The following is a 25,136-nucleotide window of genomic DNA, read 5'->3' on the forward strand; positions in this document are numbered from 1 at the left end:
CCCTTATGGATGGAATGCACGCTCGAACGTGGCGGTAAGTTTGAAAACCCCACCGCCCACCGGAGTGGGCACGGGGTTCTTGCACGTGAACAGGCCAAGCTGGCCCAAGGGAGTCGTCCAAAGGAAGGCTTTCGCGCCGGCGTGCCGATCAAGGAACGCCATGATCTCCAGTACCTTGGCTTGAGGGCCGCTGTAGGTGATCGGGTACGCGTCTTCCTTGTTGTTCGGCCCGTCGCCAACTTCCTGTTTGTAGCCGCCGCCAAACTGCGAGGTGCGTACCCGATAGGAAATCTCGGGAGAATCACCATGCTGAGTCGGCCAAGTAAATTTTTCGATGGCCATCAGCCCCTCCCATTTGTAAGACGCCAGATAGAACCGCCTGGCTGAAGCGCTCGGGCAATTGCAGTTTCAGCTTCGGTTTTCGCCGCCTGTTGAATGCCCTTGCCCAACTGCGAGGTGTCTTCCGTGCTGGCCGCGCCGCCGCCTTGGGTTTGCACCGACACTGCGACGGGGAAGTTGTAGACGTTGCTGCCACCACTCCCGCCACCGCTGATTGCACGAACTCCCAGTTGACCGCCGGCGGTGCGGGTCAGTGGCATGATTGCCTCTGGCCCTGCCTCACCCATGACGCCAGTCTGCCCGCCAGCCATTCCGAACGCTGTCGGCTTGCTCACAACGGAGTTGGTGAACGCAGCGCCATTTGCGAACATCTGCACGCCGTTGGCCCACGCCCCGCCGTCAGCCTGAAAGTAGGTGGACGAGTAACCAGCCTGGGAGGCCCCGAGGTTGGATGACGTTGCGCCAGCGGATCCTGCCGCCAATCCATTACCCCCACCGCCTCCGGTGAAGTAGCTGGTTGCAGCGCCGACGAGACTACTTAGCAGCGCCGAACTGGCCTGTCGAGTTGCTATCCGCGCCATGTCCGCCAGAATCGACTTGGTGAAGTCAGCAAACGAAAGCTTGCCGGTCATGGCGAAGTTGACGACCGCGTCCTCCATCGAGCTGAAGGCATTGCTGAAAAGGTCGCGGGTTTGGCCTGCAATGTTGCGTGCACTCTCCAGATAGTTGCTGAACGCCGAGGTTGCACCGTTGCGCCAATCGCTTTGCGCGGCCGACATCTGCTCGTAGTTGCTGAGCACTGTTTCGCTCAGGTCCGTCTCGCTTCTGTTGATCGCATCCAGCTTGGCCTGGTATTCCTCGGCGCTCATGTTGCGCGCCTTGTCGGCCCTGTCCCGAGCGAGATCCAGACGCTGCTGGTTGGCTCGATCGGCAATTCCGTTCAGTTCGCCATTGATGGCGTTCTCGCGGTCGCCACGGCCGACGCCATCCGCTGCACGGCCCCCGGCGCGCCGTAGGGCGACGTTCTGTTGATCGAGAGCATCGGTGTAGACCTTGATCGCCTGCGCCTGCTTGGCAAGCCGGCCCTGCTCGTTCGTCGCGATGACTTCGAGCTCACTGTCGGCTTCCTTCTGGGCCTTGACCATGTTAGCCCTGGCATCGGCGATCTTCTGGTCGAGCTGGATGCGTTGCGCGGCCGATGTGCTGGCCTTGCCTTTGGCAGCCTCCAGCGAGCTGATTTCGGACTGATACGCGGCGGTTACCTCGTCGCGCTCATTGCCGATCAGCGCCTGGCGCTTGAGCAGGTAGTCTTCCTGTGTGATCAATCCGGCCTTCTGCGCGGCCTCCAGCTCCTTCTGGGCGTTTTTGTATTCGCCGAGGATCAGCGACAGCTGGTTTTTCGAGTCGTTGAACTCGGTCAGGTTGACAGAACCAGTAGCTGCCTTCGGGTCCTTATTCTTGTCGCGGATGTTCTGAATCGTCTTCGAGACAACCGCTTCCTGCACCAGCGGATCGTTCGGGTTCGCCTTGCGCAGCGCCTCAACGTCCCGTTTGTACTCCTTGATCAGCTTGTTGCGCTTCTCCTCATTGGTGAGGTTCGAATCGCTGATTGCTTTGAGTCGCAGGCTTGCGTCGATCCCGTCGCGCTCGGTTTTTGCGCGGTCAGCGTCAGCCTTGGCGCCGACGGTTATTTCCTCCTTGCGCTTTTGCAGCAGAACGATCTGTTGCTCAAGGAACTTGGTCGACTGGCTATCGGCGCCCAACTCGTCGCCGAAAAACGATGATAGAAAACCGCCGGACTTACGCCCATCAAGGATTTTCTGGTAGTTGGATATCTGCGAATCAATTGACTGGGTGCGGCCAACATCCAGAGTCGCGTCCAGCGCACCGGCCGCTGCTGCTTTGATCTTCTGCCAGGCGCCCTCAATCAGGCCGAGATTCGCCGTCACCTCACCGGTTCGATTTTTGATCGTGTCGGCATAGGTGTCGGTGAGAAGCTTGGCCGCTCCAATGGTGTCGCCCTGTTCTTTCAGCGCCACAATCTGCGAATAGACCGAGGCAGTGAGGAAGTTGTACTGGTCGTTCAGCTCCTTGGCGGCTGCGACCGGATCCTTGGCGATCTTCGCGAACTCAGCAATCGTCTCGTCGATGGCTTTGCCGGTAGCCTTTTCCATTTGCAGAGCGGCTTCGGTGATCTCTTCGAAGCTGCCGCTGGCGATTTTTCCGTTGCCTGCCAGCTTTGCCAGTACCTCGGCAGCAGCGCCAGTAGTGCCAACCGTTGCGCTTACCTGCTGCGCCATCGACGCCAGCTGAGTAGCGCTTGTGCCGGCAGAGTTGCCGGTGAAGATGATTGCCTTGTTGTACTCGTCGGCCTCTTGGCTGCCCTTGTAATAGGCCAGCGTCAGCGCACCCACCGCAGCAGCAGCAACGGTGTAAGGGTTTACGAGTCCAAGGATGTAGCCGCCGAGAGCTCGAGCGGCAGGGCCAATCCCGCCGAACATGTCTTTAAGCTGTCCGCCTTGCTGCAAGGCAACCATTGTGATCGGCTGACCTGCGGCAATAGACGTGAAAATATCGGTAAATTGCGCAGGCACGCCACGCAACGCTGCGGCATTTTGTTTCGCAGTATTCCCAGTTCGCGAAAGCGAGTCATCAAAGCGCGTCAGCTCGGTGCGAGCCTGATTGATCTTGGCCTGGTACTCGCTGAACGTCGCAGCATCTAAACCGATGCCCTTGTGCTTCGCCAGTCTGCTTTCGAGCTCGTCCAGACGCCCCAACGCCTTGACGGTCGGGTCAATCTGCCCAAGCAGATCGCTCAGCTCGTCCCTTTGATTCTTGATCGATGTCGAGGCCTTGTCAGCACCTTTAGAGACGCCTTCTGCGGCTTTCTCAGCCCGCGCGCCCGCCGCCGTAAGCTTGTCGAGGTCGGAGCTCGCCTGCGCAGCATCGGTCGAATCGACCTTGATGCCGAGTTCAGCAATAGAAGTCATGCGGGCTCCGTTATTTCGATTCGCTCATCACGAGCATGGCTTCTGCTTCCATGACTCGAATGTCGTGGAAGACTTCAGGGATGTCGCGCCGCTTCATGCCCAGCATCGAGGCCACCGGCGGCAAGGCGTTGTAGTCCAGCCCGGTGGCCCCACCCATGCCTACGCGCCACTGCGTGGACATCGCCTCGAACAGTAGGAAGGCCGGCCAGTTGTCTGGCCAGACCTCGTACTCTTCTTCAGGGATGTCAGCGAGTGTCATGCCGAAGGCTGCCAAATCAGCTTCAGACGGCCCGGGCTCGTACAGGACGCGGGCGGCGCCGGTCAGTTTCCCAGGCGGGCCGGTTGATACGCGCTCTGGTACGCGGAAAGCACAGCCTGAGGAGCGCCAATGCAGGTGGTGACCAACGCCGTCAGCGACTCGTCCGAGAGCTTCTCGTCGAAGCCCCAGCCCTCGATGATGTCCTTGAGCTGGCCGACCTGCAGCGCGATTTCGGCGCCGGTCGCTTCCTGCCAGTTCAGTTCGTCTTCCTGCACCTTCTTGGCATGCTCGTCGCGTGCCGCATTCCACTTATCGAAGTGAGCGGCCAGGGCCAGTCGATCCATGTACTTGAACTCGAACTCAACGCTGACTGGCTCAGCGCCAACACGCGGAATCGCGACCTTCGCCTTGAAGGTCGGGTTCTGGGAGATCTTGATCTTGGCCATTGGTTACACCGCCGCTGCGTAACGGGTTGGGCGGCCAGCGAGCGACAGAGTGATGACTCGGGTCATCAGGTTGTTGCGGCTGAGCGCTGGGGTCGACGTGATCGACACGTAGCAGTTGTAGACGATGCTGCTACCGCCTGGCAGGTTCAGGCGAAGCACACGGGTCTGCTTGTCTTCGTCAGCCGCTTCGACAATGGCCACGTAAGGCAGGTCAGGATCGTCGGCGACAGTGACCGCCATGCTGATTGGGTTCTTGGTCGTTGGAAGCTGGCGATCATCGTCATCTGCGAGAAAGCCGAAGGTGAGGAACTGCTGATCGCCGCCGCTGGAGTTCAAGTCGGTGATCTGCGAGATCTCGGTAAAGCCGGTGACTTCGCGCACGGAGCCAGCGCCGGAGCCCGCCGGGTACGGTTGGAGGTTGGTGGTGTTGATGCCTTCCAGCGCAAAAGTACCGGTCAGACTGCTCGCAACGCGGGCAGCCCGATCATTCAAGCGAGTCCAGCCCGAGGTCACAGCGATAATGTCGCCATCAGACAGGCCGTGCGCTGCTGCGGTCGCCACGGCTGGGTTGGCATTGCTCAGCGCTGTGACAGGAATGGCAGGGCCGAATGCAGATGCGATTTCGAGCGTGGCGCCGTTGGGGAGTCGAAAGCCCATGGTTGTGTTTCCTCTGTGCAGAAATGACAAAACCCGCTCAATGGCGGGCTCTGGGTTTGCCCAATGGGCGGATTAGTTGGTGTCGGCTCGATAGGAGAACGAGACCGGGACGGTGTACGCAGAATCACCGGTGATGCCGGGCCCTTGGTCGACTGGCGACATAGTCACCACAGTGACTGCTCCTTTCGTGTCCCGAGAGTACAGAGGGAACAGGCTCGTCAGCTCATCGACGATCGGATTAGTCTTCGTTTTCCCGGTACCGGCTGGCGCAATAACACTTACCTGAAACAAGCCGGTAAACAGCCGATGATCGCCGCCGAGTGTGTTGCTCGCGGTATCGCCCGGGATCGTGAACGCCCGCAGATAGGTTTCATCCGCTAACGGCGTATAGGCAATGTTCTCGAAGACGATCTTCAACTTCTGCGGCTTGGCATTATTCCAAGTGATGAGCTTTGCCTCGTAGATAGAGGCGATGATCGCGTGACTCATACCTGATTATTCCTGATGGCCTCCTGCACGATCTGCTGGAAGCGGGCCACGGTTACCCGAACCATTCCGCCGGGGGCCTGAGTGGAATGGCCGAACTCCAGAGGAATCGCATAGGGCAAGTTGTTGATGATGTAAGCCATCTGGCCGGCAGTGAAATCGCTCATCGCGGCGACCAGCGCGGCGGTAGTTTCGGCGCCGCTCGGGTCAACCTCGTCGAAGGTGACGCTTTCGACCACACCGAGGGAAATATGCCAGTTCGCGCGGAACCGGCCGCCGACGTAGCCTTCTGGCGCCTTGATGTCCATGCCGTCGTTGAGCTTGCGGCCCTTCTTCAGTCTGCCGCCCTTCGTGAGGTTGGCCGGGTCACTGCGCAAAGCGCTGTTGTGGTCGTCGACGGCCTTGTTGTACTCGGTCGCAATCGCGTTCTGCGCCCAGATCTCCGGGTTACCGACGGGAGACATGCGGATCAGGCTGCTGCCGACCTCGATGATGATCTCGCGCACACTGGCGTCGATGGCTTCGCTGGTCTGGGCCGCAAACTCGGCGAGACTCAGCGCGAAGCTGCCGGATTGACCGGCGCCCGCCCGGCTCACGACCTCACCTGCAATTCATAGAGAATCGGTGTGCCGGCCGGGTTGATTTCTTTCAAGGGAGGGACGATTGACCAGGTACGACCTTGAACAACGACCTTGTTCAGTAACTCAGGCGCCCACTCCAGCCCCTGCGCGGCGATCTTGAGCTTCTTGTCGCCCTGCTTGATGAGGCTGTTGTTCTGGAATTCCTGACCGGTGAAATCGAGCAGGATGCCTTGGGCGGTCTGCTCAATGGCGGCGCCCGGCGTGTCGCCACCGGTCTCAGGGTCGTACTCACCCGGCTCTGTCTTGCTGATGGTTACGGGCTGGCCGAACTGCGTTATCAATCGCAGAGCGGTAGCGGCCGTGCGGTCGTAGAACGCATTCATAGTCAGGCCCTTACAGCAAAGAGGCCTCGTTTGGCCAAGTAATCGGCGAACTGGGTTCGGCTTGGACGGTCCGGCGCGGCCGGCAATAGTCTGCCGCTTTTGTTGCTGATCGGGGCGTATTCAACATCGACCGCGCCTTCGACTCGCTCGCGAATTACCGCCCCCTGACGCTGATCGACCGGGTCGATATCGTCGGTGTGGATCTCGGCTGCCAGCGCCACTTGACCGTACTGGATTCGCGCCGGCAGATAGTTGTCGGGCTTGATCTCGTAATCCAGCTCGACGCCCCGGCGCGGCCAGGACAGGGCCTGCTCGCTGTTGGACTTTCGCCCTTTCCAGGTCATGCCGTCCATTGCCAGCGCGGCCCGGCGCAGTAGCGCTTCCTGTGCTGGCACCTCCGCCGGGATGACCACACCGAACTTCACGGCGTACATGGCCAGATCTTCGGCGGATGCGTAGCTTTCGGCGTCAGGCTTGCCGGTGCCGTCCTCAATGATGAGAGTCATGAATCAGCTCGCTGTGGTGTTCTGGATCGGATGCCCAGTTACCGGACACCCGGATTATTACGCCTGCTGAAGATCAGCAACTGCCTTTTCCAGCGATTCTACCGAAGCATTCGCCCGATACGTCACGTTGGCAGCGTCGAGTAGCGCTTTGAGGCTCGCGATCTTCTCGGCATTGTCGACCGGTTCCGCTGCCGCCTTGAGGCGTTCGACTTCAGCGCGGAGAGATTCAACCTCGCCCGCCAAGTTGTCACGTTCACCCGTAAGGGATTCGAAACCCTCGTGAATGGCTTTCAGCGCGCCGAACAAGCGGATTGGCAGTTCGCCGGCGCCCGGGTGCTCCAGTTCAGACAGACCTTCAGCGGCATCGATCAGCAATACGATGCCGTCACGTTCTGCGTTCAACTTGTCGATCAGTTCCTGCAACGCAACGCCGTCAACGGCAGCGCTGTCGGCGATCAGCAGCACCTGTGCCGGCTCAACCTGTCGCACTTTCACCTCCGGCACATCATCAGCTTCATCCTCGCGACTTTCGGTGACATTCGCGTCGATGATTCGGAGGCCTCGTTCCTTCGCCATAGCTTTCACGTCCTCCATATACTGGTGGAACGGGCCAGGCAGATACCAGATTTTGTTGCTCATGGTTGCATCTCCGCCAAGCCGGAAACACGTCCCGGCTTGGACATCAAAGAGTTACTTGGAAGCGTCACCGATCAGAGCCACACCGGCGGTGTGCTTGATGCTCGCGGCAGTCTTGTCCCAGTTGGTACCGGTCGCCAGTTCGGCGTCGGTTGGAGACGCGCCGCCGGCAGTGGTGTCCCAGGTGTAACCCTTCAGGCCCAAACCAAACGTATAGTCAGTCTGGATGGTGGTCTCGATGCGACCCTTGCCGTTGGTGGTCTCGACGTTCGAGATGATGTCGCGATTGTCGTGAACCAGCGCTGCGCCGGCGACCAGGGACAGGATGATTTCCTTGTTCGGTGTGCCCGCCTGCATCAGCGCTGGCGCATCGGTGACGATGGAGATCTTGCCCAGGATGTCGACCACGCGGACGTTGCCCGCCAGGAACAGGTTCGCCGAGTTCACCAGGCCTTGACCAACCAGTTTGTGCCAGCTGGAACCCTGCATAACCTGAGTGACCAGGTTCTGGCTGGAGTCGCCGAACTTCGCGTGCGAGTTGTTCAGGCCGGACTGGGTGATCCCTGCGGTAGCCGAGATATCGTTCGTCGCGGCCGCCTGCGCGGTGATCGCGGCCACAAGCGCGGCGATTGCTGTGTTCAGTTGATCCTTCAGCAGAACCTCGGCGAATGCGCGACTGGCAACTTCAATGCCTTGTGCAGTTGGGCGCTGCAGCCAAGTCATTTGCGACGGCTCATAGCGCAGCGGACCGAAGCCACCGGCGATTTTCACAGAAGTGTTTTTCAGCTCAGTCAGATCGGTCGCACCGACAGTGGCGTTGGCCGCATAGCGATCAACACGGCGTTGAGCCGAGGCCAAGTTTTGAAAGAACGACTCCTGCAAGAAGTCGCCAGTGAAGCCGTCCGGAGAAAGCACGATCGCGCCATTGCTTGCTTGGTTGAACGCATCGGTCATCTGATCGAGCGTTTCCAGAGTGGCAGGCATGACGAATTCGTTGAAGACCTGCATTTGAGCCAGAGACATGAATTATTTCCTTACTTGAGAGGGAGATCCGGGAACCGGCTCGCGATTGCTGCCTGTCGTTCCTCTTTGGTGCCGCCGATTTTTCCTTTTGCGGCCCCGCCGCCACCTCCAGCACCGCCAGCCCCGCCGCCAGATGCCTTGCTACCCGCGATCAACGGCGCGAACGCCGCGTCATTCGCGATTTCTGATTTCAACTCGTCCAGCGTTGCCGCCGAGAGCTTGCCCTGTGCGTCGAGGACGACCACAACAGGCTTCCCATCGCGCTGCTCGACGCTAAGACGGCGCTCGATGTGCGGCAACAGGGCTTTTGCGCTGCCTTGCACTGCCAGTGCAGACGCGATGTCAGTAGCGGTACGACCGACAGTCAGATCCCGGATCTGCCCGCTCAGCGTTCCACGCTCCTGTTCCAGCATGCCGTTCAGCTCAGCTTCGCGGCGGTTGAATTTTTCAGTCCAGGACCGTTCGAGCTCTTCGACGTTGCCGGACTTGCGGGCGGCCTCTTCACGCTCCAAACGCGCGGCATCTTCAGCTTCGCGCGCCTTCTTCTCGGCGGCTTTCTTCTCGCCGAGCAGCTCATCAACCTTGGCCTTCAGGCCGGATACATCTTCTTGCTGCGGCAGACCTTCAATGCCGAGTACGAACTTGCCGTCCTTCTCGGTGTAAAGAGCGCGCACGGCTTCATCTACCCCTTCCAGGGTATCCAGTTGGAATTTCAGCATTGGTTGTCTCCCAGAGACGTAGGTGCAGGCCCTGCCTGCGGGCATAAAAAAACCCGCCGAAGCGGGTTTATTTGTCTAGTGAATCAAGTATGGGTTTGGGCAGTTCAACCCGAGGCTCGGTCATTTTTACAACCTTGTGGTTGATCGCAATGCCTCGAACGTTTACAGGCTCTGATTTTGTCTTAAGAAAGGAGGCAAACTCTGAGTCATTCAACAGATAGCACTCCCCGCCGGCAACCCAAACCTTATTGAGCTTGGCGTACTCACCTGTTGAAGCAGCAATAAGACCCAGCCGAGGAAGAGGCTCCTTATCAAGAAAGTAACTTGTCACATAGCTACTCATTGGCAAATCTTCAGACATACAACGCTCCATGTTTTACGGGAGCGGCAATCAATACCAGCTCTTCCATGGAGTAGCAATTCGTCATCCAAAGGCCCGCTCGAACGCCAGAGGTTCAAGGGCCTTCATCTGCACGAGGGTCAAAGGTTTGAAATTCCGGTCAAGCTGTAGCTCGGCAAAGCGCTCTACGCTCAGCCCGCCCTCCCGAAATAGTTTCGCCCGAACCGAGCCGATGGCCTTGTCCTGAAACGCCGCCGGCTGCTGCTTGAGCCAGTCGTAGTAGCTGAGGTCTGCCCTCACCTGCTGCGCTCCAGCGTTGCCAACGGATGCCCGCGTGGCGCCCTCGGCGAACAGGGCACTGAACCGAGTCACTGCCACTACCGTCGAGCGACAGTTGATGTGGATCGGGGGCCGTGGCCCTTCGGTCAGCTTGAATCGACGCTTGTCGAGCGTCCGGCACTGGCTGGTCGTCTTCGAATCCAGCGTACTGACCCACTCCACCGACGGCACAACATCGGAGTTCGCTTTCAGCGTCTCCATGCGCGCCTGGGTGGCGACGTGCTGCACTGCCGTTCGCACAATGGCGCCGGCGTTGCGGTTGGTCGTGGCCAGGATGCCGTCGTTGTACTTGAGCGCTTTGGTGCCGCGAATGTTCTTGATGATCTGGAAGTTGGTTTGGCCTTCGAAGAAGCCCTGCCGGACCGCGCCTATGAGGCGTTGTCGCTCGGTGGTGGTGAAGCCATCAATGAACGACTTGAGCAGCTTGCCGCCGTCCGCGCCGCGCACGCTGAGCGGGTTTGTGAGTATCGCCGCGCGAATCGCCGCCGCACCAGGCACCGCCGCATCGAACGACACACCTACCGGTGCCGCCCGGGTCAGGCTGGTTGCTTCAAATTCGGCCTCGTAGTTGGCGATATCCACCAGGTCGAGGCTCAGCTTTTCACTGTACCGATCTAAGATGCCCAGCAGCAGGCTGTCGACCTCGCTCAGCAGCCGCTCAAGGCGGGCGACGGTGTAATCCGTCAGATCGGCCCGGGTCAGCCGCTCGCGGATCGAGCGGTCGATCTCCTTGAGGAAAGGTGCGAATTTGGCCACCTCCCCCGACTTCAGTTGCTCAAGGAAGACGGCGTGCCGAATCGTGGCATCAAGGATCGCTTGGTTTGCCGCCATTTAGGTTTGCCTCGTCGTCGTCATCCAGATCCGGTCCGGTGCTTTGCGCTTCGAGCTCACCCCGAATTTCATCATCCGTTTTCTCTGGGTTGATCACGCCTCGATCACGCAGGTACTGCCAGAAGTCGCCTTCCGGTAGCTTGCCGCCTTGCACTGCGTTGAACAGTGCTGCCAGGATCGTCGCGTCCAGAGTGATCTGGCTGAAGTCCTGATTGAGTTTGTAGACCACCTCACCGGTGGCATTCACGAACTCAGCCATCCATGTCAGGCACTGGCTGTAAGCCTCGCTGACGTTGCTGACCACCAGCGAGAGAACGCTGTGTTCTGCTGCGCTGTCGTTGTCGGCCTGCGTGGCGGTCTTCACCGCGCTGCCGCGCTCAATCAGGCGGGCGCCGAGCGAAACCATGTCCTGCTTCTTGCATTCCATGGCCTCCTTGGCGACCGTATTCGGCTGAGCCTGCCAAACGCCGCAGGTGCCGTTTACTGGAAGCATCCAGGGTGCACGGGAGCCGAGGAAGATGCCGCTTTCCTCCATGTGATCGCGCCACTGCTCATCGAGACCGGCCATCCACGGCTGAGGCTGGCCCACCAAGTAGGCAGCTTCTTCGTAGTCCGCACTGTTGCGGTAATGGCCGATGTTCACCTCAGCCATGTCGTACAGCGGGGCGTCGTCGATGGTGGTGTCGTTGTTCTCGCTGCCAACGAATTGGAACGGGATCACTTGCCACGGTCGACCCAAGCCATTCAATGGGGTGAATGGCGCGACCTTCTGAGTTGTCGCACTTGAACCCTCCTCCCACACCTCTTGCGTGTACTGGCCGGAGACATCAAGGCGCAATACCCGGTATTGCACGACCTGCTCACTACCGAAACCATCGTCCGTATCTACGTCGACCGTTTCGCGCAGCACGACAAGGCTCAACAGGTGCTGTCCGCCGACTTGGCGGGTCTTCCAGTTGATAATCGACTCCGCGGTGTAGCTGGCGATGTTCGCTCGGGCGCGACCGGATAATTCGTCGGCCCTGCTGACAGTTCCAGCCTCGACCGCGGCGTAATCGACCAGCAGCCCGTGACGCCCCACTTCGAGCAGGTGGCCGATCACCGACTGGGATTGTTGGTAGACGCTCACGCCCTGCCCGTCGATATCCTTTGCAACGTAATCGAGCGCGCCGGGAACAGTCAGGGTTGGCCAGGTGCGGAATACTGCGCCAACCAGGCTGTGCTTGGTACGGCCGGTGGCGTTGTAGAACACGGCTCGCTTCTTGTACGCCTCGTAGCGCTGCTTGTTGTCCTCGCTGGTGTCGGCCGCGTTCGGCCTTGGCAGGTAACGGTCACCGGCAGCCTTGATGGTTTCCGACCCTTTACAGACGTCGCGCACCAAGCGCCAGCGGTACTGGGCCGCTTTGTACTCGGGGCGAGTAAAAGTGACGTCCGTCATCGGGCGACTCCCATTTTCATTGAGATGACCGGTTTAACGATCGGGTACTCGCGGTGAATGAAGTAACCGCCGCCGTCGTTGGCGTGGTCGTTGCCTTGGCTCTTGTCCGGCTCGCCGTTGGGCGCCCAGATCTGCTGCTCAAGGCCGTCGGCGTATGTCGGGCATGTAAACGGGTTCACCAGGTAACGCCGCTCGCCCTGCGCGTTGCAGAACATGGCGTTCATGGCGTTGATCCGATCCTTCACCGGAGGGTTGGCCGCCGGCGCGATGACTGTGAACCCGGCCTGTTTGAGCATGGCGATATCAGTGAGGCTGGCATTGACCGACTTGCGCGAATCACCGGAGGCGTCCGGGTAGATCCGAATCTCGCAGGTCTTCTTGTAGTCGTTGCCGGTGTGCTCCCAGTAGCGTTCCTTGATCCGGCGGATCATGTCCGGCGTGTCGTAGCCATCCATCAGCTCATCCACGGCGCGCGGCAGGCCCTGGTCACGTTTGACGTGTGTGATCGCCGCCATCTTGCCGACGTTGAAGTCCATGCCGATGAATAACGGCTCACCGGGCTGCACGGTGTCGAAACACTGGTTCAGCTTGCGGTCGTAGGCGTGATAGATCGACCCGGACGTCAGGTTGACGAACTGGCCATTCAGGTACGCGCGAATCAGTTGCTCGGGGTACGACTCCATCAGCGAGGCGATGTAGTCGTCTGGCAGGTTCAGTTCGTTGTCGAAGGTGCTGGCCTGGATGAGGCCATACATTTCCTTCAGAGCCGGTTTGTCGCGCAACTGCTTCACGAACTGCAAAAAGACGAACTTGAAGCCTTCCGGCGTCGTGGTCACGTCCACGCCGTTTTTCAGCCCCGGCAGGTTGTAGCGCATCCGGGCGATGATCTTGCGCCAAGCCTGCTGTGCCTTGATCGACGTCAGCACGTCCAGCTCATCCACTAGTGCGTGCCCGATTTTGAAACCGACAATGGTCTGTGGCTTCTCCATCGATCGACAAATCACTGTGCCGCGATATTGCCGGCCGCTGTAGATGTGAACCTCATGGTTCGCCTGGTTGATCTTGGTCTTCAGGCCCCACTCGTAGGCCACCTCCTCCATCGTCGGATAGAAGATGTCGCGGATCTGCGGATATGTCGGAGCAAAGTAACCTGCGTTAACGCCGGGCCACTCCATAAAATGCTTGCTCAGCGCCGAGCACCCGACCCAGGTCTTCCCAGAGCCGAACCCAGCAACGAATGCGCGAAACTTATGGGGTAACAGGAGGAACTGCGACTGCGGAACGTTAAGGCTCGGCATTCGGCTTCCTCGCATCCACTACGTCTACCTGAATGCGTGTCGGGATTACCGGCTCATCGTCAGGCTCATCCTTCCGGCTTCGGTTAACGTAGACGTCGCCGACTTCCTTCGCTGCCTGCTCAAGGATCTGCATGGCGAGGCCGATGTTCTTCATCCCCTCAGCGCGCTCAACGAATCGATTCATGGCGCGGAGCCGGTACGCTCGGTTGGCGATCGGGATGTCAGCTGTTTCTTCGCGGAAGCGCTTGCGGGTGTCGTGAAACAGAGTCTGCCACTTCGCCGCCAAGCCTTTGCTGCATGCCTTGGTCGGATCGTGGCTCTCAACTTGTTGACGGGTCAGTGCCACGCCGAATTCGTTCTTGACGGTCTCAGCCACCTGAGATGGTGTGTCAAAGCACGCCAACGCCTGAACGATGAAGCTCTTCACCTCATTTTTCAGGGCTGCCATAAATTCTTTATCCGTCTAGGGCCTGTCTAGAATCAGGCCGACTTGAGCAGACAGGTTCCGCAGGCCCTCGATATGTTCAATTTCCCCACCTCAGCAGGATTGTTTGCAGCATCCACTAGCTCTTGAACTGCTGAGCTTGCACCGTAGCGGCGGACAACACCGACGAACTCTTCAACGTCGTGTCCGCGTATCTCAAGCTTGGGCAATCCTTCCTGGGTGAACTTGGGTGCGCCGTACTTATCCTTCGCCTGGGCGATGTGGTACAGCTCGTGTTCGACCAGCGCGCAGAAGTCAGAATCGGAACATTGGGCGCAGTAGTCGGCAGCCAGGGTGATGATGTAGGCCGGCACGTCGCCAAACCAATCCAGCATTTGTTGCTCCATCCGGGCCTTCTGCCAACCACCAGCGCGGAAAGCCACCTGCTCGGCCTGGCCCACCACCGTCCGCCCCTTCTTCGTGAAAGCCGCAGACGCCCACATCACACTAATGTCCGCATCGATCAGATGGGCGTGCTCTTCGTTGTGGATGCTGCCAGTGTCGGCAAGGATCTCGGCTTGGAGCCACTCCCATACCTCAGGCGCGGGGATGAGGCGGATGCCGAAGCTGGAGAGGTCAGACAGGTCGAGCAGTGACTCCGGCGGCATCGGCCTGTTCATAGCTCACCTTGCACTTGTAATGATGGCTGGTTGCCGGTATTGGTGAGCTTCAACTCTAAGCAAGGAAAGCAACATGTCTGACAAACCGTTATTCAACTCAACCCAATACCACGGCGCTGACAATCTTGGCCGCCGACTTGTCGCTCTATCCGCCGCCATCGAGCTCATCGCGGCGCGCATGACCTCTGCTCCCGCCAATGGCACACATCTGGATCAAGAGATGAAGAAGCTCACGCAATACGTGGACGCCATCCAAGAAGCAGCGAAACTTCCCGAACAACCGTAGTTATCCAGTGTCGCGACACAATTTGCACTCTCGCGAAACGTGTCGCGACCTACTTGCTCTGACTGCGCTTGATCTGCGCGTCCACCTGGTCTGCGCAAGTGTCGAGCAGGTTGATAGCTTGATTCTTCAGCTCCCAAAGCTGGCCGTTGTCGGCGAGGTCTTCATCAGCTACCCGCTCGCATGGCACCAGCTCAGGGGGTTCGACTCTTACCGCCGCTGTCTTTGTTACCACTTGCGGCTTTCCCGCGCAGGCCGTCAGGCAGAGGCTGAGCAGCCCAATCACGAACAGGCTTGCTGTTGCGTTTGAGTTCTTCAAAGTTCTTCTCCGCCTTTCTGGCTTTGGCCTGGCTGGCCTGTAACCGCTTGTTCAGGTCTTTCTGGTAATCGGCGTTGCGCTGGGCTTCGGCGCGCAGGGTGGTGATCGTTGCCTGGCTTTCGAGGTTGGCGTCGACCGCCTTCTTCTTCTCGCTGGCTTCGAATGCCACCTCCCCGCGAAGGGCGACGACGCGCGACTGCTGAATCCCAATGAGGAGCAGGCCGACCAGGGCGATGATGATTGCAGCAGCGAAGGCCTTCATGCGGCATCCGCCTTGCGACCGAGGAAGCGGGTCACCAGTTCGCGTATGGCTGTCACGCCAAGAAAGCCGATCGTGCCACCGGCAGCGACCGACAAACTGGAAGGCCAGGCCATCCACTCGATAATGCTGGACGCGACCAAGCTCAGCGATCCGCAGATCAGCGCCTCGAAAACGATGCGGCGCTTACTGGTTTCCTTCGCGTCGTACATGACTCGAAGCAACGATACGGTGATGGACATGATCACGCCCTGCCAGAGCGGATTGCTCAACGCCAGCCAGATCTTGGCCCATGTGTGTGGCTTGTCAGGCATGTTTGGCATCCGGGTTGCCTCCCCCTTGGGGAGATTGATAGATACGGCGTCCGCTGCACTCCCAGCTGGGAGCAATGGGCGTGGGAGCCGAATAAAAAACTTCTGTCCACTCATGACAAACGATACAAGGGATCTAAGTTTGTAGAGGTTTTATGTATTAATCGGCACGAACAGTTCACATTATTAGAAATAAATTGTGCCGGAAGTTAAACATTGTTTCGTAGGCGATTGTCGATGCACTACGACAATTGGGGAGTATCTCGGAATATCACGCTAGGTCTCCCTTTCCGATCATCAGTCATCATTTGCGATACCCACTAATAAAGTTCATAAAATGGAGCGAATAGGAAAATTTGGGTGCCGGCAGGCAATCAGGGATGCCGGTCAGAAGAGCGAAGAAAAGATGAAAAATAATCCGAGCACGACATCAGCGTGGCATATAGCCACCGACCGCAGCAGCGCGCTTTTCAAAGAGGCGGATCGGCTGAACGCTATTGCTTACGAGCTTCTAACTCATGCAGCGGACTCACCCGAAGCAATGATTGAATTTCAGAACGCAAGGGCCGCAGCCGATGCTAAAACGCTTGAAGGCAAAAAAGCGTGGGATGAGGCTCGCTCTATCTTCAAGAAAAACCATTAATCCGCGGCTGTAAATATCCTCTCGCGGATCGATGCGCCAAGGTATTTACGAATAAATGTGCTACTGCGTCGTATTTAAAAAATTTGATAATAACTTGAATTTCCGTGATCCCGTGAACTCACTTACCAATGAGCAAACGGAGACATACCCATGAGCACCACATATTACGTCGAGTACTTACTCCGCGGAGAGTCAAGAACTTTTGTTATTCGCACGAGTACGATGAATAACGCAGAAGCATGGCAATGGGCTAGCTGCGACGCGGGACTTGTTCCGATACCTAAGCCTGGTCGACCGCCACTAAAACGGGTCTCAAAACCAATGGCAGAAAGGTTCGGCCTCACTGATGTGAAATGGCGCGAATCGGCTGTAGTCACTTGGGACGAGGATTAAACGCCCGTCATTCAGCAGCCGAAACATCTCGCTTGAAATAGGCAATGCTTAAACCACAAAAAAGCCCGACGCAATGGCCGGGCTGCTATCCAATCCTGAAACACGCAGGAATGACAGGATGGGTGAATCATGCGACATGGCGACATGACATTGCAAGCCCTTTTGAGGGACTATTTTATGCCGCCTCGCCTTCCAGCACTCCGACTGCTTCAAGCATGTGTTGCGCCTCGACCAGAGCCTCGTTCACAAGCGACTCCAAGCCGTCCTTGATGGCCTTGTTCCAGCGCTGGTAGGTGCGCTCTGTAAGCCCTTGGGAATCCCAATTCGTCATGTCGTAGTTCGAGTCGGCCAGGACGATCATCTCGCCGGGCTTGTCCTCTGCTACCGCGCGCGCATGCTTGTTGGCCCGTGCAACATCAGCGTCTGCTGCCGCGTTGCGCCAATCCCACTGCCCCTCCTCCTTGTTCTCCCTGTGCTTCGGCGCCTTGATCTGGGTCACCGCTCGCTGAATGCCCTTCAACTGCTGCGGTACCGCCCACACCAATACAGCCTGCTGCGTGAAGCGCTGCGGTGCCGGCGTCTTCACGACGGCGACCAGCCGGCCGATGGAGTCGATCTTGCGGCCACGGTGCGTGCTGTACTTCGCGACGAGCGCGTTCCAGTGCCTCGGGGAAAGCTGGGCGTGCAGTAGCTTGTGCACGATGCAGTCAGCCAACAGCGCGGCATCCTTCCCGGATATTTCTCCCTTGAGCTTGCTGGCCTGCACTCGAGGTTCGACGTTGCATCCGCCGGAACTGTTGATCGTCTCGGCGGCCAAGGCCCGAACTACTGCTGAGATCACGTTGTGGTAATTCATGCTGCCTGCCCCTTCTTCAGTTCGCGGGTCTTTGCCCGGTATTCGGCCTTGATGGTTTTGATTTCTTCGACGGTGTACTTCCGGGGCTCATGAGGCCCTTCCAACCAAGCCACGGTTTCGGCGCCGATGCGCAGCACCAACCGGATGCGGTACTCGACCGCGTTACCGGACAGGTTGCGGTTGCACTTCACGCACTGGCGGTGGATGTTCAGCGGCTCGAAACGGAGTTCGGGACAGGCGCCGACAGATCGGTAGTGGCCAGCATCCCAGCGGCTGCCCGTCATGAGGTCGTTGTCGTTCGGCATCGAGTCGCAGCTGATGCAAGGCAGGTGCGCGTCACGCAGCCGGACGTACTCATTCACCGCGGCCTGGGCTTCGCGCAGATGATCCGCCCTGCTCTTCAGCTTCTCCTTGCGTGCCTGGATCTCGCGGCGCCCAATCTGGGCCAGTGCCTTGCCGGCCTTCGCCTGATTGACATCCTTGATGGCAAGGCCGCACTTGTATCCGCACACCGCCTGCCCGAGGCGCTGCGGGACGAATGAGTCCCCGCAAGCTGGGTTCTTGCACTTCTTCGGCTTGGGCGCCTTCGATTCCTTGATGGCTACGCGCATCAGTAGCGCCCTCCCCACTTGTCCTGCTCAGTCCAGCGAACGTCATGCTCGGCGCCGAAGGCATGCATCAGCTCGAACAGATCGCTGAACCACTTCTGCGATTGCTTGCGGGTCGATACGGCCATCACAACGAATCCACCGTCGAGGCCAGGCTCGGCGCGCTGCTTCTCCAGCGAGGCACTGAAGAGGCACTTCCAGTCCTCACTGGTCAGTTTCTTGCCATGCCAGATCACCTGCTCGGATACGTCCTTGAGCATTGCCCACATCTTCCGGTTACAGACGTCCGGCCGTTTCTCGTCCTTGATGACCACGATCTTGGGTTTGGTGAAGTCAGTGGCGTGCAGGACACCCATCAGGCGACTTATGTCGCGCTGACTGCGGATTGGGAACTCGTTCATGGCTCCTCCCGCTCGATCATGGATCGCAGGTCGCGATCGAGGTCATGCACGGGCACCCAGTCGTGGCCAATGTTCATTTGCACAGCCACAAAATCATTGCTCGGCTGATCGCACTTCTTGCGCAGCCAGGTGTAGAGAACGTGGGTTTCGGTCATGGCCTGCTTGTCCTCGTCCAGACGATCGCAACGAAGGCGCAGCGCCTCGTTCTCGGCCTTGAGCCGGTCACGGTCGGCCATCAGATCCGCGCAATCGCCACGCAGCGAACGTATGGCCCCCATACCCGGGGATTCACGCAATAGCTCGTTCTCGGCAATGATGGCCAGCACAACCTCAGGAGGGAGAGCGTCTTGCAGCGCATCATCAGCTGCATGGAACCGCTCCTGATTTTCGATGCAGCAGCTGTCTTCCAGATAGGCTTCGTTCGCTGAAATCAAAACAGCGCACAGCCGCTTCAGTCCGGTGTAGTCGGTCATGTCCGTTGCTCCGTGGTCTTCTTGCCGAACTTGGCCAGCAGTTGGACCCTTGCCGCTGCGCCAGCGGTTGGGACGCCCTGAGTAGCCAGCAGTCGTGCTTGGCGCTGGCTGGCGAATTCCTCGGCCAGTTCCAGTTCGCTCTTCTGGCTGTCGTGCCCAATGCCTGCGGCGATCTTCCCGTCCAGCGGTTGGCTGGCCTGAGCGCGGCGCAGGATCACCTCGTAGTTGCGGTCGAATCTGGCGCGAAGGCCCTTGTCTTCCTGTTTTGCCGCACGTAAATCGAACAGGCCCGTCGCTTCCGCCGCGAGCTTCACCGCTTCATGGCTGTAGGTGCCCATCAGCGCTTCGAGCCAGGCATCGGCCGGCGCAGGCATGCCGAAGTCTTCAGGGCTCGGCACGCACATGGCGATGAATTCACCAACACTTGGCGCGAAAGGCTTCTTGAGCTTGCGGCACTTCTGGATACCGAACTCGATCTGCAACAGGGTGCGAATGCCGGCTTCTGCAAACTCCTTGATCCATTCGGCCTTGGCAGAGTCCAGCGCTTCGGTGGAAGGCCACGCCTGGCGCCACGCGGGGAAGATCCCACGGAGGCGACGGAACAGGTCGTTCACCACTTCTGCGGTCTGCGGAGTCACCTGGAGCGGTTGAGCGTGAACGGCTGGCGGAAGGTTGCCCATGGTCGCCATCAGTTGGTTGGCTGGCTTCATGGGCTCACCACAAGCCCTTCGGCCCAGGCATTGCTCTCGAAGTCAGGCTCGGCAGGCTGTCGACGCTGCGGGAACTGGCGGACATTGCTGGCCGTCGCCTTATCGCGCTTCACCCACTTCACTAGCAGGCTCACCCAAGAGGCCTGCGTCTCGACGCGACCAGAAGCTGCGTAATGGCAGACGAAGGCGGCGGTGGCCTCGTTGGTAAAAGCGTCGACGGGGATTGCCATGCGCAGCGCGTACGACTTCAGCAGCTTCTGGTCGGGCACCCAGTCAAGGGTCATATCAGTCGGCGACTTTGGGTCGACCGAATTTTCCTCACCCGCGTGTAGTGAGTTGTGTTGATCTTCTCCTATTCCCTTCCCTTCCCTTCCGGGGTCTACCGGTCGACGATCAGTCGACGACTCCTCGGCGAATTGTTGGCGAATGCTCTCCGACTGGTCGTCGAATTCTGATGGTGGTCCGGGGTATTTGAAGTTCTTTTTCTCGATCTTCTGGTGCTTCCAGCCGCGGACATGGAAGTAGTTTTTCCCGTTTACCCAGTAGCTCTGGATCAGCTCGGCGCCTTCCAGTTCCCCCAGGAGATTGCTCACCTCTTCGGTGGTGATGTCGTCACCGGGGAACACCAAAGCCTTGATGGTTCGCGGTGCTAGCGGGTGGTTGCCGCCGTCATCGCAGAAATTCCACAGACCGATGAACAGCAGCCGAGCCATCGGGCGGCAGGACATGACCTGCTCGCTCGACCAGAACTCGGGCTTGACGGTACGGATGCGAGCCATCACGCGGCCCCCTTGAGTGCTTTGTCATGGGTGAACAGCCCGTCCCAGGTCTTCTTCATTGGCAGCTCGCCGGCCAGGTACAGGTCGTACAGCCGCACGGCGCCCTTCTTGAGCAAGACTGGCGTGAAGGAAACGAACGGCTCCTTCCCGTGGGGAGTGACTTCGTGCTGATGCTCGGTCATGTACTTGTCGCGGGCGTAGGACGCCACACGGAAGCGCAGGCCGGATTTGCTCTCGTTGTAGAGCCAGTTGCGACCTTCGAGGAACTTGCCCACCTGCATGACGTTGACCCCATTGAGGCCCTTGCAGAATTGGGTGTGGGTCATCCCTTCCTTGAAGAGGTTCTCCATGGAGTGGATTTTCGAGGCCTGCGCTTCGACCTGAATCGAAAGCTGCAAACGCTGCTGCTCAGCCTCGAATGCGAGCTGGATAAGGTCCATACGGGACAGTTCGCGAGGCTGCGACAGAGCATTGATCTTCAACACGACCGAGCGTCGAACCGCTTTCGATTCGCGCATCGAGATAAAGAGGCACTGATCCTTGGTCAGCATCAAAGCCTCAGAGGCTGGGCCGCGCTGATTCCTTACTACGAAAGTTTCGTAGTATTCGCCGTCCAGTTCGTCGCGGCATCGCGCCGTGAAATCATTGCGACGTACTTCGCTTTCGCCAAATTCTTTGCGCGCCGCGTTGACCAGGTCGAGCAAGTCGAAGCTGCTTATTTTTTCACGCGACACGTTTTCACCGTTACCAAATTGTGTCGCGACACTGGCCGGGGTATTGATCGTTTGGATTGATTGGTGCATGATTTGCTCCAGTTGTTACTGCTGTTGAAAAAGCCACCCTCGTCCGGTGGTTTTTTTATGCCTGTTGAAAAGTGGGTCCTTCTTCAGGCCCTGTGTGAGGGCCTCACCTATCCGGTAGAGGACCTCTTAAGTCCCACCAGCGTCAGGACTGGCGCTTTGTGCCTGCCAACGAAGACCGTTGCTCCCGAGGTGATCGCCTCGAGAAGGATCTCGTTTACCGCCTCTTCAAACGTCCACCCTCTTGCCTCCATGAGTTGGTGAACTTTGGCGCGGGTCTCTGGCGGCACGTTTTCTTCTGAAAATTGCATTCGTGCCCTCCTGAGGGCCTCTAGCCCGCGATATTCTTGAGGTCCTTAAGGTCCTCGGGCATGAGTGCTTCGATTGCGCCATTGACTGCTGCCCACTCCAACATCTCGAACAGGTAGGTCGCGTACTCCCGACGACTTTTGTCGGCGGCACGCTGCAGCTGTCGGTCGAGCAATGGATACAGACGGATCTTCCTGGCGATGTCTCGGCGCTGGTTGAGGGGGTCTTTGAAGCCCATACGGGGATTGCTCCTTGGTGGTTGAAATTGGTTATGCGGCGGATTTCTTTGGGTGGGCCTCGGCGAGCAGCCAGGCAGGGTCGAATGGCTTGCCTTTTTTGGCGGCCAGATCGGCAATCTTTTGGGCGTATTCGGTTTCGCCGGTGTACTCGGTGCGCGGCAAGGCGTCGGCCTCAAGCCACTTGTAGATAGCGCGCGGAGTCTTGCCGCAAGCCAGAGCTACAGACGGAACACCACCGGCGTCATCGATCGATTTCTTGAGCGGCCGCATATGGCCTCCGAGTTAAATATGAACTTGAGGTACATATTATGTCGGAACTGAAAGTACATGCAAGCGCATGCAACCATGTACCCATGGTTCAAATAGAAGATTTGCGCGCTGCGTTCGTCGCCCGCCTAAAAAAGGCGCTGGCAGAAAAAGACATCCCTGAATGGGGGGCCGGCGCTCGCCTGGCGAAAATGGCTGGCGTCACACCGAAGGCCACCAGCAAGTGGATGAACGGTGAGTCCATGCCTGGCGGCGCGAAGATGCTGGCTGTGGCCAATGCTCTTGGCGTGCGCGTCGAGTGGCTGGAATATGGTCGGGGCGACATGCTGGAAAGTTCACTCCCTCATCCGGTTGAGGATGAACGAATTCCCCCGCGAGGCTTCGAGCTGCAGGATGATCCGAATTACACTGGGGTTCTCCAGCTCACTGCCCAAGGGTCGGCAGGCACCGGCGAAGACAACACCCACGTCGAGATTCGCGGCGTCATGGCTTTCAAGTCTTCTTGGCTGCGCGCCAACCATCTCAACCAGCGACACCTCGACGTGATCTACGCGAGCGGCCACAGCATGGATCCGACAATTAACGACGGCGACGTCCTGCTAGTGGATGAGTCGAAGATTGAGCCGAAGGACGGTCAGATCTTCGCCATGCAAAGCGCCACAAAAGGAACGATCGTCAAGCGTTTGGTGAAGTCCGATATAGACGGCTGGATCATCAGAAGTGACAACCAGGACAAGGCGCGCTATGGCGATGAAATTCTGCGTGATGGTGAGATAAATGAAATTCGAATTATTGGTCGCGTAGTTTGGCGCGGCGGGATGCTGTAGCGCTCTATAGAGAAAAGGACTATCTGGATGTTGCCCAGATCAAGCACGCTGTTTCATTTCACAAAAAATTTAGATATTTTAAAGTCAGTTTTATTGGAGGGTTTTTGGCCTAGATACTGCCTTGAAGATATAGCATGGCAAACTCTTAATAAGGAATTTGTCGCATACCCCATGGTTTGTTTTTGTGATATCCCCATAAGCAGAATTGCTGAACATGTTAAATTTTACGGATCCTTTGGGCTTGGACTGACAAAAGAATGGGGAATTAGAAATCATCTGAACCCGGTCATCTATTTCTCCGGAAGCAACCCACTACATCGATCAATCAGGAATTTGACCAAGCTCGCTTCAACCACCGAGGATGAAAAGAAAAAGAAAGCCGGGCTAAAAGAAGTTCGCAATATTTTAGCCTACTCCAAACCGGTTTCAGGAAGAATGATACTTCGGGGAGAACCGGTTAACAAAGACTTCTACCAAGAATCAGAATGGCGTTTTGTACCGCAGCATAAAAAAATTAGCGATTTTTTGCATGAAACAACTTACAACAATGAAAAAATATTAAATAACGCAAACAGAAAAACTCAAGAGAACTGTATGCTGAAATTCTCACCGGTTGATGTGCGGTATATTTTCGTACCTACTGATGATGACATACCTGGAGTTATAGATTTTTTGCAGACAGAGTTAACCGATATCCCAATTGCCGATTTAAGAGTCCTGATGTCCAGAGTTACGTCACTGCAGAGCGTGACCCTCGACGCCTAAAATGAAGGCGGCTCACTACCGCTTGCGCTCCTCCCAAAAAACCGCTTTCGAGCGGTTTTTTTGTGCTCACCCGAAATTTATGTACTTTTGGTACTTGACTCAATGTGAACCATTGGTACATATTTAACCCATCGCAGCGACACACAGCCACTGCGAAGGGCCTCAAGAGACCCGCTGCTCTTTAGCGATACCGCTCCACCTTGCCGGATCACCACCGGCACAGATTCGAAGGCAGCGATGAACCGGCCTCAACGGTTCAGAGGGTTGGCAACTGACCCGGGCGTGCAGCGTAAAACGTCGAAAGCAGTTATCCAGCGGGAGAACAAGCCGAAAGGTCCGCGGCTGGAGGAACAATTTGAATCGATCTGTACCGCGCCAGTAGCGCCGAAAGATCAGCGGAAGGTTTCACTGATGCGCCTGGTTGGCCGGGCGCATTGGGAAAACAACCGGAGGCAGCAGCATGCAAATCAACACGCAGAAAACGGTGCAGGTCGACGTGACTGAGCTGCACCTCTACATCAAGGTCCGCGATGGATTCGCCGCGGGTCTGAAAGATGCTCAGGGCGAGGAAGTCGGCAGCTATGAAGGCTACGTGCCGGACTTCTTCCCCGGACAGCACTACGGCGATTACCTGATCCTGAACGTCGATCTGGAAACCGGGCTGATCAAGAACTGGAAGAAGCCCGGCGCCGCCGACATCGAGAAGATGCTCGCCCAAGGCGAAGACGACTGACCAACCAGCGCCACGACAGCCTGTCGTTAACTGCCCGATCCTCTCTATGAGAGCGCATCGGGGTGTGATCTGAGGCTAAGTCTCGGGCAGCGGATGTGCCAACCGGTCGCCTATTGGGCTACCCCTTCCGCCAAATGCCGGTTGAGCCCCGGCCAGATCACACCCCGATGCGGACGAAACTGCGGCCTATAACCGCCCACCTGCATCAAATCCCAGAATCGGTTGTTATCGAGCGCTGGCGAACTGAACACGGCCGTGGAACTCGGCGCCGGAGACGTAACCGGCAGCTCGGGTAACTTGAGATGGTCCCGCAGGCATGGTCAAATGAGTAATGGCCTTTTGCTACGGTAATCTCAGTTGAAACAGAATCGCGGAATAATCATATTTTTCTCGGCAATGACTTTGCTCTTTATCTTGGTACAGGTATGGCACGCGAAGACTGCTCCGGAAGAGAAAGTGCAGGAGCGTGAACGCCAGCTCAAAGGTCTCGCGCTAATCATGAGTGTTCAGTCCGGAAAAGCATCTGATGACTCAACTCGCATCGACTCGGTGACCTACAGCGATGAGGTCATGCGTATCTCTTACACACTCACAAAAGTAGCGAAGAACGAAATCGATACCGATGAATTCACCAAGGACGCTAAAGCGCTTGCAGTTTCTGCATTCTGCAATGAAAAAGGTTTAGGACAGTTCGTAAAAACGGGTCTTTCCATTAACCTTCTGTACAAGGATTCAACCAACTCACCGATAGTTGAGTTTCAGATAGGCAAGTCCGACTGCCTCTAA

Annotated in this window: 38 protein-coding genes; 7 read left to right on the forward strand and 31 right to left on the reverse strand. The window is 57.8% G+C overall.

The annotated features are described in order from the left end of the window. Positions 1–3 precede the first annotated feature (3 nt). The 18 genes from AB4N74_RS10860 to AB4N74_RS10945 form a co-directional block, all read right to left on the reverse strand. On the reverse strand, positions 4–342 hold the full coding sequence (locus AB4N74_RS10860) for a phage tail protein (protein WP_016774017.1): 339 nt from the start codon (positions 340–342) through the stop codon (positions 4–6). Further along, positions 342–3,329: a phage tail tape measure protein gene (locus tag AB4N74_RS10865; protein ID WP_460100052.1), complete on the reverse strand. Its 2,988-nt coding sequence runs from the start codon at positions 3,327–3,329 to the stop codon at positions 342–344. Before AB4N74_RS10865 ends, AB4N74_RS10860 begins: the two co-directional genes overlap by 1 nt. Before the next feature lie 10 nt (positions 3,330–3,339). Further along, entirely contained in the window at positions 3,340–3,603 is a 264-nt protein-coding gene (locus AB4N74_RS10870; RefSeq protein WP_460100055.1) for a DUF1799 domain-containing protein, read from the reverse strand. Between the two features lie 47 nt (positions 3,604–3,650). Then, positions 3,651–4,034: a phage tail assembly chaperone gene (locus AB4N74_RS10875; protein ID WP_310219791.1), complete on the reverse strand. Its 384-nt coding sequence runs from the start codon at positions 4,032–4,034 to the stop codon at positions 3,651–3,653. A 3-nt stretch (positions 4,035–4,037) separates the two neighbouring features. Next, on the reverse strand, positions 4,038–4,691 hold the full coding sequence (locus AB4N74_RS10880; RefSeq protein WP_460100058.1) for a phage tail protein: 654 nt from the start codon (positions 4,689–4,691) through the stop codon (positions 4,038–4,040). A 72-nt stretch (positions 4,692–4,763) separates the two neighbouring features. Beyond that, positions 4,764–5,180, reverse strand: coding sequence for a phage tail terminator-like protein (locus AB4N74_RS10885; RefSeq protein ID WP_099759313.1), 417 nt, complete (start codon positions 5,178–5,180; stop codon positions 4,764–4,766). Further along, positions 5,177–5,773 carry a hypothetical protein gene (locus AB4N74_RS10890; protein ID WP_460100060.1) on the reverse strand — a complete coding sequence of 199 codons (597 nt, stop codon included), beginning with the start codon at positions 5,771–5,773 and terminating at the stop codon, positions 5,177–5,179. Before AB4N74_RS10890 ends, AB4N74_RS10885 begins: the two co-directional genes overlap by 4 nt. Then, positions 5,770–6,141 (reverse strand): hypothetical protein, encoded by a 372-nt coding sequence (locus tag AB4N74_RS10895; RefSeq protein WP_460100063.1) that lies wholly within the window; start codon positions 6,139–6,141, stop codon positions 5,770–5,772. The genes AB4N74_RS10890 and AB4N74_RS10895 overlap by 4 nt, the downstream gene beginning before the upstream one ends. 2 nt (positions 6,142–6,143) lie before the next feature. Continuing rightward, positions 6,144–6,647: a DnaT-like ssDNA-binding protein gene (locus tag AB4N74_RS10900; RefSeq protein ID WP_460100066.1), complete on the reverse strand. Its 504-nt coding sequence runs from the start codon at positions 6,645–6,647 to the stop codon at positions 6,144–6,146. Between the two features lie 57 nt (positions 6,648–6,704). Next, complete coding sequence (locus tag AB4N74_RS10905) at positions 6,705–7,286, reverse strand: hypothetical protein (protein WP_460100068.1); 582 nt, start codon at positions 7,284–7,286, stop codon at positions 6,705–6,707. 51 nt (positions 7,287–7,337) lie between these two features. Beyond that, a complete protein-coding gene (locus AB4N74_RS10910; protein ID WP_460100071.1) occupies positions 7,338–8,306 on the reverse strand; it encodes a major capsid protein in 969 nt (322 codons plus the stop codon). An 11-nt stretch (positions 8,307–8,317) separates the two neighbouring features. Continuing rightward, complete coding sequence (locus tag AB4N74_RS10915; protein WP_460100074.1) at positions 8,318–9,025, reverse strand: hypothetical protein; 708 nt, start codon at positions 9,023–9,025, stop codon at positions 8,318–8,320. A 67-nt stretch (positions 9,026–9,092) separates the two neighbouring features. Further along, the gene (locus AB4N74_RS10920) at positions 9,093–9,386 is read right to left on the reverse strand and encodes a hypothetical protein (protein WP_460100077.1); all 294 of its coding nucleotides are present in this window, start codon (positions 9,384–9,386) and stop codon (positions 9,093–9,095) included. 63 nt (positions 9,387–9,449) lie between these two features. Further along, entirely contained in the window at positions 9,450–10,535 is a 1,086-nt protein-coding gene (locus tag AB4N74_RS10925; RefSeq protein ID WP_460100080.1) for a minor capsid protein, read from the reverse strand. Further along, positions 10,510–11,973: a DUF4055 domain-containing protein gene (locus tag AB4N74_RS10930; protein ID WP_460100083.1), complete on the reverse strand. Its 1,464-nt coding sequence runs from the start codon at positions 11,971–11,973 to the stop codon at positions 10,510–10,512. The genes AB4N74_RS10925 and AB4N74_RS10930 overlap by 26 nt, the downstream gene beginning before the upstream one ends. Then, on the reverse strand, positions 11,970–13,271 hold the full coding sequence (locus AB4N74_RS10935; RefSeq protein WP_460100086.1) for a terminase large subunit domain-containing protein: 1,302 nt from the start codon (positions 13,269–13,271) through the stop codon (positions 11,970–11,972). The genes AB4N74_RS10930 and AB4N74_RS10935 overlap by 4 nt, the downstream gene beginning before the upstream one ends. Continuing rightward, the gene (locus tag AB4N74_RS10940; RefSeq protein WP_460100088.1) at positions 13,258–13,719 is read right to left on the reverse strand and encodes a DUF2280 domain-containing protein; all 462 of its coding nucleotides are present in this window, start codon (positions 13,717–13,719) and stop codon (positions 13,258–13,260) included. The genes AB4N74_RS10935 and AB4N74_RS10940 overlap by 14 nt, the downstream gene beginning before the upstream one ends. A 32-nt stretch (positions 13,720–13,751) precedes the next feature. Further along, a complete protein-coding gene (locus AB4N74_RS10945) occupies positions 13,752–14,375 on the reverse strand; it encodes a putative metallopeptidase (protein WP_460100091.1) in 624 nt (207 codons plus the stop codon). A gap of 73 nt (positions 14,376–14,448) precedes the next feature. Here AB4N74_RS10945 and AB4N74_RS10950 point away from each other — a divergent pair, with 73 nt between their 5' ends. Beyond that, positions 14,449–14,661 carry a hypothetical protein gene (locus tag AB4N74_RS10950; RefSeq protein ID WP_460100093.1) on the forward strand — a complete coding sequence of 71 codons (213 nt, stop codon included), beginning with the start codon at positions 14,449–14,451 and terminating at the stop codon, positions 14,659–14,661. 49 nt (positions 14,662–14,710) lie between these two features. Here AB4N74_RS10950 and AB4N74_RS10955 read toward each other — a convergent pair whose 3' ends face one another. The 3 genes from AB4N74_RS10955 to AB4N74_RS10965 are packed head-to-tail and all read right to left on the reverse strand — an operon-like array spanning position 14,711 to position 15,559. Further along, the gene (locus AB4N74_RS10955) at positions 14,711–14,893 is read right to left on the reverse strand and encodes a hypothetical protein (protein WP_047297581.1); all 183 of its coding nucleotides are present in this window, start codon (positions 14,891–14,893) and stop codon (positions 14,711–14,713) included. Further along, positions 14,853–15,239 carry a hypothetical protein gene (locus tag AB4N74_RS10960; protein WP_457263679.1) on the reverse strand — a complete coding sequence of 129 codons (387 nt, stop codon included), beginning with the start codon at positions 15,237–15,239 and terminating at the stop codon, positions 14,853–14,855. Before AB4N74_RS10960 ends, AB4N74_RS10955 begins: the two co-directional genes overlap by 41 nt. Next, entirely contained in the window at positions 15,236–15,559 is a 324-nt protein-coding gene (locus AB4N74_RS10965) for a phage holin, lambda family (RefSeq protein ID WP_460100096.1), read from the reverse strand. The genes AB4N74_RS10960 and AB4N74_RS10965 overlap by 4 nt, the downstream gene beginning before the upstream one ends. A gap of 394 nt (positions 15,560–15,953) precedes the next feature. On the opposite strand from AB4N74_RS10965, the gene AB4N74_RS10970 reads away from it, so the two are divergent. Together AB4N74_RS10970 and AB4N74_RS10975 are read left to right on the forward strand one after the other, a co-directional pair. Beyond that, a complete protein-coding gene (locus AB4N74_RS10970; RefSeq protein WP_375123581.1) occupies positions 15,954–16,190 on the forward strand; it encodes a hypothetical protein in 237 nt (78 codons plus the stop codon). A 150-nt stretch (positions 16,191–16,340) separates the two neighbouring features. After that, positions 16,341–16,583: a DUF6555 family protein gene (locus AB4N74_RS10975; protein WP_310219756.1), complete on the forward strand. Its 243-nt coding sequence runs from the start codon at positions 16,341–16,343 to the stop codon at positions 16,581–16,583. A 175-nt stretch (positions 16,584–16,758) separates the two neighbouring features. Here the strand turns inward: AB4N74_RS10975 and AB4N74_RS10980 are convergent, their stop codons facing one another. From AB4N74_RS10980 to AB4N74_RS11025, 10 genes are all read right to left on the reverse strand, one after another. After that, positions 16,759–17,439 carry a hypothetical protein gene (locus AB4N74_RS10980; protein ID WP_460100099.1) on the reverse strand — a complete coding sequence of 227 codons (681 nt, stop codon included), beginning with the start codon at positions 17,437–17,439 and terminating at the stop codon, positions 16,759–16,761. Next, positions 17,436–18,050 carry a recombination protein NinG gene (locus tag AB4N74_RS10985; RefSeq protein ID WP_460100102.1) on the reverse strand — a complete coding sequence of 205 codons (615 nt, stop codon included), beginning with the start codon at positions 18,048–18,050 and terminating at the stop codon, positions 17,436–17,438. Before AB4N74_RS10985 ends, AB4N74_RS10980 begins: the two co-directional genes overlap by 4 nt. Continuing rightward, positions 18,050–18,448 carry a recombination protein NinB gene (locus tag AB4N74_RS10990; protein ID WP_076567235.1) on the reverse strand — a complete coding sequence of 133 codons (399 nt, stop codon included), beginning with the start codon at positions 18,446–18,448 and terminating at the stop codon, positions 18,050–18,052. The genes AB4N74_RS10985 and AB4N74_RS10990 overlap by 1 nt, the downstream gene beginning before the upstream one ends. After that, positions 18,445–18,921: a hypothetical protein gene (locus AB4N74_RS10995; RefSeq protein WP_460100104.1), complete on the reverse strand. Its 477-nt coding sequence runs from the start codon at positions 18,919–18,921 to the stop codon at positions 18,445–18,447. The genes AB4N74_RS10990 and AB4N74_RS10995 overlap by 4 nt, the downstream gene beginning before the upstream one ends. Further along, complete coding sequence (locus AB4N74_RS11000) at positions 18,918–19,631, reverse strand: replication protein P (RefSeq protein ID WP_460100107.1); 714 nt, start codon at positions 19,629–19,631, stop codon at positions 18,918–18,920. Before AB4N74_RS11000 ends, AB4N74_RS10995 begins: the two co-directional genes overlap by 4 nt. Next, positions 19,628–20,410, reverse strand: coding sequence for a DnaT-like ssDNA-binding domain-containing protein (locus AB4N74_RS11005; protein ID WP_460100109.1), 783 nt, complete (start codon positions 20,408–20,410; stop codon positions 19,628–19,630). Before AB4N74_RS11005 ends, AB4N74_RS11000 begins: the two co-directional genes overlap by 4 nt. Then, positions 20,410–21,213 carry a Rha family transcriptional regulator gene (locus AB4N74_RS11010; RefSeq protein WP_460100111.1) on the reverse strand — a complete coding sequence of 268 codons (804 nt, stop codon included), beginning with the start codon at positions 21,211–21,213 and terminating at the stop codon, positions 20,410–20,412. The genes AB4N74_RS11005 and AB4N74_RS11010 overlap by 1 nt, the downstream gene beginning before the upstream one ends. Positions 21,214–21,320: 107 nt before the next feature. After that, entirely contained in the window at positions 21,321–21,521 is a 201-nt protein-coding gene (locus AB4N74_RS11015; protein ID WP_460100114.1) for a hypothetical protein, read from the reverse strand. A 20-nt stretch (positions 21,522–21,541) separates the two neighbouring features. Then, complete coding sequence (locus AB4N74_RS11020; RefSeq protein WP_064588254.1) at positions 21,542–21,757, reverse strand: hypothetical protein; 216 nt, start codon at positions 21,755–21,757, stop codon at positions 21,542–21,544. A gap of 31 nt (positions 21,758–21,788) precedes the next feature. After that, positions 21,789–22,028, reverse strand: coding sequence for a helix-turn-helix domain-containing protein (locus AB4N74_RS11025; protein WP_456254911.1), 240 nt, complete (start codon positions 22,026–22,028; stop codon positions 21,789–21,791). A gap of 83 nt (positions 22,029–22,111) precedes the next feature. Between AB4N74_RS11025 and AB4N74_RS11030 the strand changes: the two genes are divergently transcribed. The 4 genes from AB4N74_RS11030 to AB4N74_RS11045 all read left to right on the forward strand — a co-directional run bounded on the left by AB4N74_RS11030 (position 22,112) and on the right by AB4N74_RS11045 (position 25,136). Beyond that, positions 22,112–22,852 carry a LexA family transcriptional regulator gene (locus tag AB4N74_RS11030; RefSeq protein ID WP_460101120.1) on the forward strand — a complete coding sequence of 247 codons (741 nt, stop codon included), beginning with the start codon at positions 22,112–22,114 and terminating at the stop codon, positions 22,850–22,852. 27 nt (positions 22,853–22,879) lie between these two features. Then, positions 22,880–23,617, forward strand: coding sequence for an abortive infection system antitoxin AbiGi family protein (locus AB4N74_RS11035; RefSeq protein ID WP_460100116.1), 738 nt, complete (start codon positions 22,880–22,882; stop codon positions 23,615–23,617). A 460-nt stretch (positions 23,618–24,077) separates the two neighbouring features. Next, positions 24,078–24,350 carry a hypothetical protein gene (locus tag AB4N74_RS11040; protein WP_460100118.1) on the forward strand — a complete coding sequence of 91 codons (273 nt, stop codon included), beginning with the start codon at positions 24,078–24,080 and terminating at the stop codon, positions 24,348–24,350. Between the two features lie 357 nt (positions 24,351–24,707). After that, positions 24,708–25,136: a hypothetical protein gene (locus AB4N74_RS11045; RefSeq protein WP_460100120.1), complete on the forward strand. Its 429-nt coding sequence runs from the start codon at positions 24,708–24,710 to the stop codon at positions 25,134–25,136.

The organism is Pseudomonas sp. H3_C08, assembly GCF_054669455.1.

Excerpts from the sequence above, each read along its gene's own strand:
- AB4N74_RS10900 (WP_460100066.1), bottom strand. The coding sequence starts at position 6,647 with ATGACTCTCATCATTGAGGACGGCACCGGCAAGCCTGACGCCGAAAGC.
- AB4N74_RS10985 (WP_460100102.1), bottom strand. The coding sequence starts at position 18,050 with ATGCGCGTAGCCATCAAGGAATCGAAGGCGCCCAAGCCGAAGAAGTGC.
- AB4N74_RS10930 (WP_460100083.1), bottom strand. The coding sequence starts at position 11,973 with ATGACGGACGTCACTTTTACTCGCCCCGAGTACAAAGCGGCCCAGTAC.
- AB4N74_RS10860 (WP_016774017.1), bottom strand. The coding sequence starts at position 342 with ATGGCCATCGAAAAATTTACTTGGCCGACTCAGCATGGTGATTCTCCC.
- AB4N74_RS10885 (WP_099759313.1), bottom strand. The coding sequence starts at position 5,180 with ATGAGTCACGCGATCATCGCCTCTATCTACGAGGCAAAGCTCATCACT.
- AB4N74_RS10950 (WP_460100093.1), top strand. The coding sequence starts at position 14,449 with ATGTCTGACAAACCGTTATTCAACTCAACCCAATACCACGGCGCTGAC.
- AB4N74_RS10940 (WP_460100088.1), bottom strand. The coding sequence starts at position 13,719 with ATGGCAGCCCTGAAAAATGAGGTGAAGAGCTTCATCGTTCAGGCGTTG.
- AB4N74_RS10990 (WP_076567235.1), bottom strand. The coding sequence starts at position 18,448 with ATGAACGAGTTCCCAATCCGCAGTCAGCGCGACATAAGTCGCCTGATG.
- AB4N74_RS10910 (WP_460100071.1), bottom strand. The coding sequence starts at position 8,306 with ATGTCTCTGGCTCAAATGCAGGTCTTCAACGAATTCGTCATGCCTGCC.
- AB4N74_RS10960 (WP_457263679.1), bottom strand. The coding sequence starts at position 15,239 with ATGAAGGCCTTCGCTGCTGCAATCATCATCGCCCTGGTCGGCCTGCTC.
- AB4N74_RS10980 (WP_460100099.1), bottom strand. The coding sequence starts at position 17,439 with ATGAATTACCACAACGTGATCTCAGCAGTAGTTCGGGCCTTGGCCGCC.
- AB4N74_RS10915 (WP_460100074.1), bottom strand. The coding sequence starts at position 9,025 with ATGCTGAAATTCCAACTGGATACCCTGGAAGGGGTAGATGAAGCCGTG.
- AB4N74_RS11005 (WP_460100109.1), bottom strand. The coding sequence starts at position 20,410 with ATGGCTCGCATCCGTACCGTCAAGCCCGAGTTCTGGTCGAGCGAGCAG.
- AB4N74_RS10905 (WP_460100068.1), bottom strand. The coding sequence starts at position 7,286 with ATGAGCAACAAAATCTGGTATCTGCCTGGCCCGTTCCACCAGTATATG.
- AB4N74_RS11035 (WP_460100116.1), top strand. The coding sequence starts at position 22,880 with ATGTTGCCCAGATCAAGCACGCTGTTTCATTTCACAAAAAATTTAGAT.
- AB4N74_RS11025 (WP_456254911.1), bottom strand. The coding sequence starts at position 22,028 with ATGCGGCCGCTCAAGAAATCGATCGATGACGCCGGTGGTGTTCCGTCT.
- AB4N74_RS11020 (WP_064588254.1), bottom strand. The coding sequence starts at position 21,757 with ATGGGCTTCAAAGACCCCCTCAACCAGCGCCGAGACATCGCCAGGAAG.
- AB4N74_RS11010 (WP_460100111.1), bottom strand. The coding sequence starts at position 21,213 with ATGCACCAATCAATCCAAACGATCAATACCCCGGCCAGTGTCGCGACA.
- AB4N74_RS10965 (WP_460100096.1), bottom strand. The coding sequence starts at position 15,559 with ATGCCAAACATGCCTGACAAGCCACACACATGGGCCAAGATCTGGCTG.
- AB4N74_RS10945 (WP_460100091.1), bottom strand. The coding sequence starts at position 14,375 with ATGAACAGGCCGATGCCGCCGGAGTCACTGCTCGACCTGTCTGACCTC.
- AB4N74_RS10970 (WP_375123581.1), top strand. The coding sequence starts at position 15,954 with ATGAAAAATAATCCGAGCACGACATCAGCGTGGCATATAGCCACCGAC.
- AB4N74_RS10865 (WP_460100052.1), bottom strand. The coding sequence starts at position 3,329 with ATGACTTCTATTGCTGAACTCGGCATCAAGGTCGATTCGACCGATGCT.
- AB4N74_RS10925 (WP_460100080.1), bottom strand. The coding sequence starts at position 10,535 with ATGGCGGCAAACCAAGCGATCCTTGATGCCACGATTCGGCACGCCGTC.
- AB4N74_RS10995 (WP_460100104.1), bottom strand. The coding sequence starts at position 18,921 with ATGACCGACTACACCGGACTGAAGCGGCTGTGCGCTGTTTTGATTTCA.
- AB4N74_RS10895 (WP_460100063.1), bottom strand. The coding sequence starts at position 6,141 with ATGAATGCGTTCTACGACCGCACGGCCGCTACCGCTCTGCGATTGATA.
- AB4N74_RS11015 (WP_460100114.1), bottom strand. The coding sequence starts at position 21,521 with ATGCAATTTTCAGAAGAAAACGTGCCGCCAGAGACCCGCGCCAAAGTT.
- AB4N74_RS10920 (WP_460100077.1), bottom strand. The coding sequence starts at position 9,386 with ATGTCTGAAGATTTGCCAATGAGTAGCTATGTGACAAGTTACTTTCTT.
- AB4N74_RS10875 (WP_310219791.1), bottom strand. The coding sequence starts at position 4,034 with ATGGCCAAGATCAAGATCTCCCAGAACCCGACCTTCAAGGCGAAGGTC.
- AB4N74_RS10975 (WP_310219756.1), top strand. The coding sequence starts at position 16,341 with ATGAGCACCACATATTACGTCGAGTACTTACTCCGCGGAGAGTCAAGA.
- AB4N74_RS11000 (WP_460100107.1), bottom strand. The coding sequence starts at position 19,631 with ATGAAGCCAGCCAACCAACTGATGGCGACCATGGGCAACCTTCCGCCA.
- AB4N74_RS10880 (WP_460100058.1), bottom strand. The coding sequence starts at position 4,691 with ATGGGCTTTCGACTCCCCAACGGCGCCACGCTCGAAATCGCATCTGCA.
- AB4N74_RS10935 (WP_460100086.1), bottom strand. The coding sequence starts at position 13,271 with ATGCCGAGCCTTAACGTTCCGCAGTCGCAGTTCCTCCTGTTACCCCAT.
- AB4N74_RS11040 (WP_460100118.1), top strand. The coding sequence starts at position 24,078 with ATGCAAATCAACACGCAGAAAACGGTGCAGGTCGACGTGACTGAGCTG.
- AB4N74_RS11030 (WP_460101120.1), top strand. The coding sequence starts at position 22,112 with ATGGTTCAAATAGAAGATTTGCGCGCTGCGTTCGTCGCCCGCCTAAAA.